At 67.3% G+C, this 12,003-nt stretch carries 9 protein-coding genes; 7 read left to right on the forward strand and 2 right to left on the reverse strand.

Going from position 1 to position 12,003, the window contains the following annotated elements:
• Window positions 1–61 precede the first annotated feature (61 nt).
• The 7 genes from ASC93_RS16085 (at window position 62) to ASC93_RS32845 (ending at window position 9,229) form a co-directional block, all read left to right on the forward strand.
• Complete coding sequence (locus ASC93_RS16085; RefSeq protein ID WP_056444119.1) at window positions 62–2,452, forward strand: glycoside hydrolase family 3 N-terminal domain-containing protein; 2,391 nt, start codon at window positions 62–64, stop codon at window positions 2,450–2,452.
• Window positions 2,453–2,468: 16 nt separating this feature from the next.
• Window positions 2,469–3,653 carry a fumarylacetoacetate hydrolase family protein gene (locus ASC93_RS16090; protein WP_056444122.1) on the forward strand — a complete coding sequence of 395 codons (1,185 nt, stop codon included), beginning with the start codon at window positions 2,469–2,471 and terminating at the stop codon, window positions 3,651–3,653.
• A gap of 21 nt (window positions 3,654–3,674) precedes the next feature.
• Window positions 3,675–4,463, forward strand: a complete 789-nt coding sequence (locus ASC93_RS16095; RefSeq protein ID WP_056444125.1) for an SDR family NAD(P)-dependent oxidoreductase — start codon at window positions 3,675–3,677, stop codon at window positions 4,461–4,463.
• Window positions 4,460–5,341 carry an SMP-30/gluconolactonase/LRE family protein gene (locus tag ASC93_RS16100; protein WP_056444129.1) on the forward strand — a complete coding sequence of 294 codons (882 nt, stop codon included), beginning with the start codon at window positions 4,460–4,462 and terminating at the stop codon, window positions 5,339–5,341. The genes ASC93_RS16095 and ASC93_RS16100 overlap by 4 nt, the downstream gene beginning before the upstream one ends.
• Before the next feature lie 6 nt (window positions 5,342–5,347).
• Window positions 5,348–7,132: an IlvD/Edd family dehydratase gene (locus tag ASC93_RS16105; protein WP_056444132.1), complete on the forward strand. Its 1,785-nt coding sequence runs from the start codon at window positions 5,348–5,350 to the stop codon at window positions 7,130–7,132.
• 118 nt (window positions 7,133–7,250) lie between these two features.
• On the forward strand, window positions 7,251–7,891 hold a 641-nt coding region (locus ASC93_RS32840; protein WP_368854537.1), incomplete at its 3' end, for a sugar-binding domain-containing protein.
• Between the two features lie 48 nt (window positions 7,892–7,939).
• On the forward strand, window positions 7,940–9,229 hold the full coding sequence (locus ASC93_RS32845) for a glycoside hydrolase family 2 TIM barrel-domain containing protein (protein WP_368854538.1): 1,290 nt from the start codon (window positions 7,940–7,942) through the stop codon (window positions 9,227–9,229).
• Here ASC93_RS32845 and ASC93_RS16120 read toward each other — a convergent pair.
• Window positions 9,223–9,852: an NF038129 family PEP-CTERM protein gene (locus ASC93_RS16120; protein WP_056444141.1), complete on the reverse strand. Its 630-nt coding sequence runs from the start codon at window positions 9,850–9,852 to the stop codon at window positions 9,223–9,225. The genes ASC93_RS32845 and ASC93_RS16120 overlap by 7 nt on opposite strands.
• Before the next feature lie 16 nt (window positions 9,853–9,868).
• Window positions 9,869–11,968: a rhamnogalacturonan acetylesterase gene (locus tag ASC93_RS16125; RefSeq protein WP_082548093.1), complete on the reverse strand. Its 2,100-nt coding sequence runs from the start codon at window positions 11,966–11,968 to the stop codon at window positions 9,869–9,871.
• Window positions 11,969–12,003 lie beyond the last annotated feature (35 nt).

The following is a 12,003-nucleotide window of genomic DNA, read 5'->3' on the forward strand; positions in this document are numbered from 1 at the left end:
GCAAACCAGTCCGCCGGCGCCGACGGCGGCACCTACAAAAACAAGCAGGAGACACAAGTCGATGGGTATCAAACGCAGGGAGTTTCTGGCCACCGTGGGCGGTGCGGCCGGCATGGCCGTCGTGCCGGGCGCGATGGCGGCGAAGGCCGTGAAGGGTGGCGCGGCGGTGTACAAGCAGGCAGGCGCGCCCGTCGCGGCGCGCGTGGAGGATCTGCTGGGGCGCATGACGCTCGACGAAAAGATCGCGCAGATGCAGTGCGTGTGGCTGACCAAGAAGGACCTGCAGAATCCGGACACGAGTTTTTCGCACGAGAAGGCGAGCCGCGTGCACCCGAACGGCATGGGCATGTTCGCGCGCCCGTCCGACCGCCAGGTCGGCGCCGACAACAACGCCGGCAACTCCGGCGCCGTCGGCAACCGCGGTCCGAAGGAAACGGCGGAATACGTGAACGCCGTCCAGAAGTGGGCGCTGGAACAGACGCGCCTGGGCATCCCCGCCTTCATGCACGAGGAATCGCTGCACGGCTACGTGGCGCCGGAGGCGACCAGCTTCCCGCAGGCGATCGGCCTGGCCTCCACGTTCGACCCGGAGCTGGTGCAGCAGATCTTCTCGTTCGCCGCGAAGGAAATGCGCGCGCGCGGCGCCAACCTGGCGCTGGCCCCGGTCGTCGACGTGGCGCGCGAGCCGCGCTGGGGCCGCATCGAGGAGACCTATGGCGAAGATCCGCACGTGTGCGGCACCATGGGCAAGGCCGCCGTGCTGGGCTTCTCCGGCGACACGCTGCCGCTGGCCAAGGACAAGGTCTACGCCACGCTGAAGCACATGACGGGTCACGGCCAGCCGGAAAGCGGCACCAACATCGGCCCGGCCAACGTGGGCGAGCGCGCGCTGCGCGAGGACTTCTTCCCGCCGTTCGAAAAGATTATCAAGGAAACGAAGATCGCGGCCGTGATGCCGTCGTATAACGAGATCGACGGCATCCCGTCGCACGCCAACCGCTGGCTGCTGACGGACGTGTTGCGCAAGGAATGGGGCTTCCAGGGCCTGACCGTGTCCGACTACATGGCCATCGCCGAACTGGGCAGCCGCCACCACCTGGTCGCGTCCGTGCAGGAAGCGGGCCTGCGCGCGTTCAAGGCGGGCGTCGATATCGAGACGCCGGACCCCGCGGGCTACGCGGCGCTGGCGCAACTGGTCAAGGAAGGCAAGATCACGGAACGCGAGATCGACACGGTGGTGCGCCGCATCCTGCGCCTGAAGTTCGATGCCGGCCTGTTCGAGAATCCGTACGCGGACGCCGCCCAGGCCGACGCCCGCACGGCAACGCCGGAAGCCATCGCGCTCGCGCGCAAGGCCGCCCAGCGCACCGCCGTGCTGCTGAAGAACGACCAGGGACTGCTGCCGCTGGCGCCGCAGAAGGTCGGCAGGCTGCTGCTGGTCGGCACGCACGCGAAGGACACGCCGATCGGCGGCTATTCGGACAAGCCGCGCCACGTCGTCTCTGTCTACGAGGCGTTGCAGAAAGAGGCGCAGGCCCACGGCTTCCCGCTGGCGTATGCCGAAGGCGTGCGCCTGACGGAAGGCCACGTGTGGGGCCAGGACGAGATCGTGTGGACCAAGCCCGAAGTCAACGCGCGCCTGATCGCCGAGGCGGTCGAAGCGGCGAAATCGGCCGACACCATCGTCATGGTCCTGGGCGACAACGAACAGACGGCGCGCGAGGCCTGGGCCGACAACCACCTGGGCGACCGCACCACGCTCGACCTCATCGGCCAGCAGAACGACCTGGCGCGCGCCATCTTCGCGCTGAACAAGCCGACCGTCGTGCTGCTGCTGAACGGCCGTCCGCTGTCCGTGAACCTGCTGGCCGAGCGCGCGGGCGCGCTGCTGGAATGCTGGTACATGGGACAGGAGACCGGCAATGCCGTCGCCGACCTGATCTTCGGCCGCGTGAGCCCGGGCGGCAAGCTGCCCGTGACCATCGCGCGCGACGTCGGCCAGCTGCCCATGTTCTACAACCGCAAGCCGAGCAGCCGCCGCGGCTACATCGACGACGTGACGACGCCGCTGTACCCGTTCGGCTACGGCCTGTCGTACACGCGCTTCGAGATTTCCGCGCCGCGCCTGGAGAAGGAGCGGATCGCGGCCAGCGGCAGCACCCGCGTGCAGGTCGACGTGCAGAACACCGGCGCGGTCCGCGGCGACGAAGTCGTGCAGATGTATATCCGCGACGACGTCAGCTCGGTCACCCGCCCGCTGCTGGAACTGAAGGGCTTCCAGCGCGTGACGCTCGAACCGGGCGAAAAGCGCACGGTCACGTTCGACATCAAGCCTTCCGACCTGTGGTTCTACAACGCCGACATGAAACGCGTCGTGGAACCGGGGACGTTCACCATTTTCGCAGGACCGAACAGCGCCGACCTGAAAAAAACGACGCTGACGGTGGCATAAACCTAGAGAGAACAACATGACAGCTATCCAAGCCAATCCGCTGCCCCAGGACCTCGACCAGGCCCTGATGGTCGGCCGCGTCTGGCGCGCCGCCCAGAACGACAACGGCACCGCGGGACCCGCCGTGGTCGCCGTGCGCAAGGGCCGCGTGGTCGACATCACCCGCCATGTCCCGACCGTGTCCGAACTGCTCGAGCGCGACGATCTCGTCGCTATCGTGCGCGGCGCGGAGGGCGAGGACCTGGGCGACGTGAACGCGCTGGTCGCGGCCGCGCTGCAGGGCGACGACGGCGCACCCGTGCGCCTGCTGGCGCCGTGCGACCTGCAGGCGATCAAGGCCTGCGGCGTGACGTTCGCCGTCAGCCTGCTGGAGCGGGTGATCGAGGAACAGGCCAAGGGCGACCCGGCCCGCGCCAATGCGCTGCGCGCGCAACTGCAGGCAACGATCGGCACCAACCTGTCGGAGCTGGAACCGGGCGGCGAGGCCGCGATGCGCCTGAAGGCCGAACTGTCGGAACGCGGCCTGTGGTCGCAATACATGGAAGTGGGCATCGGCCCGGACGCCGAAGTGTTCACCAAGTCGCAGCCGATGTCGGCGGTCGGCCACGGCGCGGCCGTCGGCCTGCATCCGAGTTCGCACTGGAACAACCCGGAACCGGAAATCGTCCTGGCCGTGAACAGCCGCGCGCAAGTGGTCGGCGCCACGCTGGGCAACGACGTCAACCTGCGCGACATCGAAGGCCGCAGCGCGCTGCTGCTCGGTAAAGCGAAGGACAACAACGGTTCCTGCGCCATCGGGCCGTTCATCCGCCTGTTCGACGGCGATTTCGATATCGACACGCTGCGCGGCGCGGAAGTGCGCATGCTGATCGAGGGCGTCGACGACGGCTTCGAGCTGGAAGGCCGCAGCTTCATGCGCGAGATCAGCCGCGACCCGCTCGACCTGGTCAGCCAGACCTGCGGCAAGCACCACCAGTACCCCGACGGCTTCATGCTCTTCCTCGGCACGATGTTCTCGCCGATCAAGGACCGCGATGCGCAAGGCGGCGGCTTCACCCACCACCCGGGCGACCGCGTGAGCATCTCCACGCCGTCGCTGGGGACCCTGGTCAACACCGTCCACCGCAGCGACGCGATCGCACCGTGGACCTTCGGCGTGCGCGCGCTGTACGCCAACCTGGCCCAACGCGGCCTGCTTTGAACCGAATATAACGAGAACTACATGTCTGAACAAAACCAAGCATTCGTCTACGCGACGTACCCGGACCTCGCCGACAAGCGGGTCGTGATCACCGGCGGCGGCAGCGGCATCGGCAGCGAACTGACGACGGCGTTCGCCGGCCAGGGCGCCCGCGTGTACTTCCTCGACATCGCCGAGGAAGCGTCGCGCACGCTGGAAGCCGCGCTGGCGAACTCGCGCCACGCGCCCAGATTCATCAAGTGCGACCTGACCAATATCGACGAGCTGAAGGCCACCTTCGCCCGCATCGAGAAAGAGGCGGGCGGCGTCGACATCCTGCTCAACAACGCCGCCAACGACGACCGCCACGACATCGAGAACGTGACGCCGGCGTACTGGGAAAGCCGCATGAACGTGAACCTGCGCCACCAGTACTTCTGCGCGCAGGCCGTGATCCCGGGCATGAAGGAGCGCAAGTACGGCGTGCTGCTGAACTTCGGTTCGATCTCCTGGCACCTGCCGCACACCCAGCTGGGCCTGTACATGATGGCGAAGGCCGCCATCGAAGGCATGACCCGCAGCCAGGCGCGCGAATTCGGCCCGCACGGCATCCGCGCCAACACGGTGGTGCCGGGCGCCGTCGTGACGCCGCGCCAGAAGGCGCTGTGGCACAACCCGGACGAAGAGGCCCGCATCCTGGCCGGCCAGTGCATCCCCGAGCGCGTGGAAATGGAAGACGTGGCCGCGCTGGCGCTGTTCCTGGCATCGAACAACGCGCGCCACATCAGCGGCCGCGAATACTTCGTCGACGCGGGCTGGTACGGCGCATGAGCGGCATCGCCACCGTACCCACGCCGCTGTGGGAAGTCGAGGCCACGCTGGGCGAGGGCGTCCTGTGGGATGCCGACCACCAGCTGGTCTGGTTCGTCGACATCAAGGGCCGCCGCCTGCACTGCTGCGCGCCGGACGGCAGCGCGCGCCGCAGCTGGGCGGCGCCCGGCCAGGTGAGCTTCGTCGTGCGCGCCGACGACGGCGGCCTCGTGGTCTCGCTCGAGGACGGTCTGTACCGCTTCATCGAAACGAGCGGCGAATTCGTCCCGTTCGCGAAGGTCGAGGCCGACGTGCCCGGCAACCGCTTCAACGACGGCCACGTGGACGCGCAGGGGCGCCTGTGGTTCGGTTCGATGGACGACGGCGAGGCCGAGCCGACCGGCGTGCTGTACCGCTTCGACGGCAAGCACGTCGTGCGCATGGACGACGGCTACATCATCACCAACGGCCCGGCCGTGAGCCCGGACGGGCGCACGCTGTATCACACCGACACGCTGGACAAACGGGTGTATGCTTTCGATCTCGCGCTTGATGGCAGCCTGTCGAACAAGCGCCTGTTCGCGGACATCACGGACGGCGGCCATCCGGACGGGATGGCGGTCGACGCCGACGGCCACGTATGGATCGCGGTGTTCGGCGGCTGGCGCATCGAGCGCCGCGACGCCGCCGGCCGCAAGGTCGGGGAAGTGCGCTTCCCGTGCTCGAACATCACCAAGCTGGCCTTCGCCGGCGACGACCTGCGCACCGTGTACGCGACGTCGGCGCGCAAGGGCCTGTCGGCCGAGGCACTGGCCCAGCAGCCGCTCGCGGGCGCGCTGTTCACCTTCCGCGCCGAGACGGCCGGATTGCCGCACCACGTGCTGGCGCTGCAGGAGTAATACGGAATGACACAACAGAACAGCAAACCGAAGCGCTTCCGGTCGCAGGACTGGTTCGACAACGAGGAGCGCATCGACATGACGGCGCTGTACCTCGAGCGCTTCATGAACTACGGGATCACGCCCGAGGAACTCCGCTCCGGCAAGCCGATCATCGGCATCGCCCAGAGCGGCAGCGACATCTCGCCCTGCAACCGCATCCACCTCGACCTCGCCAAGCGCGTGCGCGACGGCATCCGCGACGCCGGCGGCATCCCGATGGAATTCCCGCTGCACCCGATCTTCGAGAACTGCCGCCGCCCGACCGCGGCGCTGGACCGCAACCTCGCGTACCTGGGCCTGGTCGAGATCCTGCACGGCTACCCGATCGACGCCGTCGTGCTGACGACCGGCTGCGACAAGACGACGCCGGCCCAGCTGATGGCCGCCGCCACCGTCGACATCCCCGCCATCGTGCTGTCCGGCGGTCCGATGCTGGACGGCTGGTTCGAGGGTGAACTGGTCGGCTCCGGCGCCGCGATCTGGAAGGGCCGCCGCCGTCTGGCCGCGGGCGAGATCGACGAGAAAAAATTCATCGACATCGCGACCGCGTCGGCGCCATCCGCCGGCCACTGCAACACGATGGGCACGGCGTCGACGATGAACGCCGTCGCGGAAGCGCTGGGCATGTCGCTGACCGGCTGCTCGGCCATTCCGGCGCCGTACCGCGAGCGCGGCCAGATGGCATACGAAACGGGCAAGCGCATCGTCGGCATGGCGTTCGAAGACCTGCGCCCGTCGCAGATCCTCACGCGCGAGGCGTTCATCGACGCCATCGTCGTCAACGCCGCGATCGGCGGTTCCAGCAACGCCCAGCCGCACATCGTCGCGATGGCGCGCCACGCCGGCGTCGAGATCACGACCGAAGACTGGATGGAATACGGCTACGACGTGCCGCTGCTGCTGAACATGCAGCCGGCCGGCAAATACCTCGGCGAGCGTTACCACCGCGCCGGCGGCACGCCCGCCATCATGTGGGAGCTGGAGCAGAAGGGCATGCTGCGCTCGCAGCGCCCGACCGTCACCGGCAGGACGATGGCCGAGAACCTCGTCGGCCGCGAGAGCATCGACCGCGAGATGATCTACCCGTTCGACGCGCCGCTGAAGGAAAAGGCCGGCTTCATGGTCCTCAAGGGCAACCTGTTCGACTTCGCGATCATGAAGACGAGCGTGATCTCGGAATCGTTCCGCCAGCGCTACCTGTCGGAACCGGGTTCGGAAAACGCGTTCGAATGCAAGGTCGTCGTGTTCGACGGTTCCGACGATTACCACCACCGCATCAACGATCCGGCCCTGAACATCGACGAGCGCACGATGCTCGTGATCCGCGGTTCCGGCCCGGTGGGCTGGCCCGGTTCGGCGGAAGTCGTCAACATGCAGCCGCCCGATGCGCTGATCAAGAAGGGCATCACGGCGCTGCCGACCTTGGGCGACGGCCGCCAGTCCGGCACGTCGGACAGCCCGTCGATCCTGAACGCGTCGCCGGAAAGCGCGGCGGGCGGCAACCTGGCGCTGCTGCGCACGGGCGACGTCGTGCGCGTGGATCTGAACACGGGCCGCTGCGACGTGCTGATCGCCGACGCCGAACTGGAAGCGCGCCGCAAGGACGCGCCGCCGGCGATCCCGCCGAACCAGACGCCGTGGCAGCAGATCTACCGCGCCACCGTCGGCCAGCTGCACACGGGCGCCTGCATGGAGCTCGCGCTGCCGTACCGCGGCGTCGGGCACGACATGCCGCGGCATAACCACTGATCGTCCTGTTCAACACCAGGGCCCGTTCGCGGGCCCTTTTTTTATATCGGATATTCGCATGCGCGCTTTCGCGATTCGCATCTGCCGGCTCCTCGCGCTGACGCTGGCCAGCACCTGGATGGCCGCCGCCCACGCGGCGGCACCGATCCCCGCCGCATCCCTGCGCGCCACGGTCGCGCTGGACGACGGCTGGGAATTTATCAAGGGCGACGCGCCGGACGCGGTCGCGCCGGCGCCGGGCAGCTGGACCAAGATAACGCTGCCCCACACGTTCAACGCGGACGACGGCACGACGCCGCATCCGTACCGCGGGCCCGGCTGGTATCGGCGCACGATCGTGGCACCGGCCGCCAGGGCGGGGCGCGTGTACCTCGAATTCGACGGCGCCGCGCTGACGACCGACGTCTGGCTGAACGGCGCGCACATCGGCCGCCATGAAGGCGGGTTCGCGCGCTTCCGCTTCGACGTCACGGCGCACCTGAAGCCGGGCGCCAACGCCTTGTCGGTGCGGGTCGACAACGCCCGCCAGCCGGACGTGGCGCCGCTCGGCGGCGACTACACGCTGTACGGCGGGCTGTATCGCAGCGTGCGGCTCGTGACGACGTCCGACGTCCACATCGACATGCTGGATGCCGGCGGGCCGGGCGTCTATTTCAGCACGCCGGACGTGACGGACAAGCAGGCCCGCCTGCACTGGCGCGCGCGCGTGGCCAACGAGCGCGCGCGGGCCGAGCGGGTGGTCGTGACGGCGCGCCTGCGNCGCGGCAGGCCGTCGCCGTGCCGGCGCACGGCGTCGCGCCGGCGGACATGGACGCCGTGCTGGCCGCGCCGCACCTGTGGCAGGGCGTCGACGATCCGTATCTGTACACGAGCGACGTGACCGTGGCGCGGGCCGGCGGCGCGCCGCTCGACCGCGTGGACGACGAGGTCGGCGTGCGCACCGTGCGGCTCGACCCGGAGCGCGGCCTGTTGCTGAACGGTCGTCCGTACCGCGTCCACGGCGTCAACGTGCACCTGACCTGGGCGCCGGGCAAGGGCACCGCAGTGGCGGACGCGGACATCGATGCCGACTACCGCATCCTCGAAGACCTCGGCGTGACGGGCCTGCGCTTCGCCCACTACCAGCACAATGCGCACAGTTACGCGCTGGCCGACCGCAACGGCATCCTGGTGTGGACGGAGCTGCCGCTGACGTCGGAAGTCGGTGCAAGCGCGGCGTTCGCCGCCAACGCCGCCCAGCAGGCGCGCGAACTCGTGCGCCAGAACTTCAATCATCCGTCCGTGTTCGTCTGGGGACTCGGCAACGAGATCTACAAGGTGGACGACGTGAGCGGCCGCCTGCTCGACGCGATGCAGAAGCTCGTGCACGACGAGGACCCGAGCCGGCCGACCGTGTACGCGAACTGCTGCGCGCCGCTGGACGGACCGCAGGCGATGCACACGGATGCCATCGCGTCGAATGTGTATTTCGGCTGGTACGACAAGGAGTTCGCCGACCTCGCGCCGTTCCTCGCGTCCAATCACGCACTGCGCCCGCACACGCCCGAGGCGCTGAGCGAATACGGTGCCGGTGCGAGTGCGCAGCAGCAGGAAGACCCGCCGCGCCGTCCTGTGGCCAACAGCCGCTGGCATCCGGAGCAGTACCAGGCCCTGTACCACGAAGCGGCGTGGCGCCAGATCGAGGCGGCGCCGTGGCTGTGGGCGACCTTCGTGTGGACGGGTTTCGATTTCGCGTCCAGCGGCCGCAACGAGGGCGCGGCGACCGGCATCAACGACAAGGGCCTGGTCAGCATGGACCGCCAGGTCAGGAAGGATGCGTATTACTGGTACCAGGCCAACTGGTCGAAGAAGCCGATGGTGTACATCACGTCGCGCCGGGCGGTGCGGCGCACCGTGGCCGACGTCGAGGTCAAGGTGTACAGCAACCAGCCGGGCGTGCGCCTGCGCGTGAACGGCGTCGACCTGGGCGAAAAGGCCGTCGACGGCCACATCGCGCGCTGGCAGGTGCGCCTGGCGCCGGGTGCGAACCGGATCGAGGCGCAGGCCGGCGCGCTGGCCGACGACGTCGAGTGGAACCTGGCGCCGGGCTCTCAGTGATGCCGGTTGAACGAACGCCGGCCGCGTACGAACCCCAGCATGCAGAGCGCGGTCAGCGCCAGCAGCGGTGAGGACGGCTCGGGCACTGGCGCAGCCTGGGTGACGTTCGCCAGTCCGGTCGGGGACGACGCCAGGACCGTGCCCGGAATACCGCCCAGCTGCGGTACGAGGACGAATTCCGCGAAACTGCCGGTGCCGCCGAGGTAGGCGGTGAGGTCGTCGTTGTAGAGCGTCGCGTCGAACTGCGATTCGTCGATATTTTCGGTGGTGGCGAAATCGCCGTCGAAGCGGACGTCGAAGCTGAACACGCCGCCCAGGTCGACGAACTGGGTCAGGTAGTCGCCGCCGTTCTGGTTGCCCAGGACGATGCCGTCCGTAATGCCGCCGGTGGCGCCGGGCGTGCGGTCGAACGCCGCGCCGAAGGCGCCGCTGAAGTTGTTCAACACGGCGGTTGCCGGCGTCGCCCCGGCGTTGGCGAGGAAGGTGAAGTCCATCAGTCCGTGGCCGGCCAGGCCGGCCGTGTCGATGCTGACATGATAAGTGGGAACGGCGTGGGCGGCATGGCTCGCGAGCAGGGCGAGCCCGCAGCAGCATTGCGCCAGGAGAGTCTTCAAATTGAACATGGTCCGCATCCTGATCTCAAAAAGTACCGGCAAATATCGTGTTCGTGTAACCGATCGCAATCTTGTTGGGATTGCTGTAGGTGAGCGGCACGGTGAACGACGCGCCCGCGGCAATCGGCGTGCCCGTCATGGCGATATAAGGCGCCCCGTCGCGCACGCCGCTCGCATTGTCGAGCGTGACGCCTGCCGTGAGGTTGTCGAAGACCAGCTGGAACGGCCCGTCGAGCGTCGCGCCGCTGGTGTTGGTCAGCGTGATCGACGCGCTGTATTTGTTCGTGATACGGTTCCAGGCCAGGCCGGAACGCAGCAGCGAGAAACTGGACGTGGCGTCGACGACAGTGGGCGTCGACTGTTTGCTGGTCGCGCTGCCGGACACCGTCACACCGTAGACGGCAAGCGTCTTGCCGGTGACGCCAGCCGAATTCCACGGATAGACGCGGACATACACGGTTGCCGCCGGGGGAACCTGAACGACGACGGGGTAGCTCAGTTTCGCCGTGAACGTATCCTTCACAAACGATAACGGACTGGTATTCAGCCTGGTCGAACCGGAAAAGTCCGGATTCAGCGAATACTCGATGTCGGCCACCACGGTCGAACCGCCGCTGCTGGTGAGATAGGCGGAAATCGTGTCGACGGACAGCGTCGCCGTGCCGGCGTGGACGGCGAATTGCAGGTACTGGTTGTTGTCGCGCGTGGGGGAATTCGCCACGTAACGGGCGACCGTCGTGTCCTGCCCATCCACCGCGATGACCTTGGCCGTCGACGCCGCCAGTCCGTGCACGACGGCGTCGTCCGCGCTCACCAGGCCGTCCGTCGCCGGCGCCAATGCGAATCCGGCCTTGAACCAGCTGGCATACGAGGCGATGCCGCCGGCGGCCGATACGCCTTGTCCGTGCAGGGCGATGGTCGTGGGCAGGGCGGCGCCGCCGATCGCAAAGCTGACGCTGCCGCTGTAAATCCTTGCTTCGCTCGGGGTGAAACGGACATACAGCGCTTGTGTAAAAGCGCCATTCGTATAGTCGACGGTCACGTTGCGCGACCAGACGCTGTTATCGAGCGACAGGTCAAAATTGGCCGGGGCGGATATCGTCATCGTTCCCTGCGCCGGCATCAGGTCGAATGCGGACAGCGTGACCGTCCTGGTCGTCGGCATGCCCACGTAGCGCGTCGACCAGTCGAGCGTGCCCGGACTGGGAATGAGCGAGGTGACGGGCACCATATGGTTGGCAAGGATGTTCAGCCCCCGCATGCCTTCGACGGCGCGCTTGGCGATCAGGTTCGCAAAAAGCACTTGCGGGTGAGTGCTGTCGGCAGCGATGTACAGGTTTGCGGTCGCCGCCGCGTTGCCGTAGCTTTCGACGATCTTCTTGGTCTCGGCGGTGATGTCGACGAAAGCAACGCCATACCTGGTGGCGACCGCCTTCATCGCGGCGACATAATCGCCGCGCGCATAGGCCTCGTTTGCCGTGATACCGACATTGTGCTGGCCCTGCGGCGTGATCGTCGTGCCGCTGAAATATTTGCGCACGATCGGCGACATCAGAATCGGCGTCGCCCCTCTGGCGCGAACCTGCAGGACGTATTTCTTCAGGAACTGGTAATAAGAGTGCTCTGAAATATCGACGGTGGGATCGACCTTGTCCGGGCGGCCCGTACAGGCCTCGCCATTACCCGAGCCGTCGCTGCAGAACGCATAGGTGCCGAACTGGGCGTAATCGCCGCCGGCTTTCTGGTCGTTGTGGGCAAACTGGATGATGACGTAATCGCCCGCGGCGATTTTCGGCAGGATGGCGGGCCAGCGCGTCGCCTCATAGTAGAAACTTCGCGAGCTGCGGCCGCCAAGGGCCCAATTGTCGACCTTGACGCCGGCGTCGAAAAACTGGGGCATCGCTTCGCCCCATCCCATTTGCGGACGGCGGTCTTCCGTATAGGCCGTCATGGTGGAGTCGCCCAGCATATGAATGGTCGGGACCGTCGACGCCGAGACCGAACCCATCGTCGATAACAGCCTGGTACCGCTCGCGGAGCCGTCGTCCCGGGCCCCCCCGCCGCATGCCGTCAAACCGCTTGCGAGGACCAGCGTACCGATCCAGGCGGATAACAATCTTTTCATCTCTCCTCCTTTTTGTTTCTGGTTGATACAGCAAG

Origin of the sequence: Massilia sp. Root335 (genome assembly GCF_001425685.1) — a bacterium.
Classification (GTDB): Bacteria; Pseudomonadota; Gammaproteobacteria; order Burkholderiales; family Burkholderiaceae_D; genus Telluria; species Telluria luteola.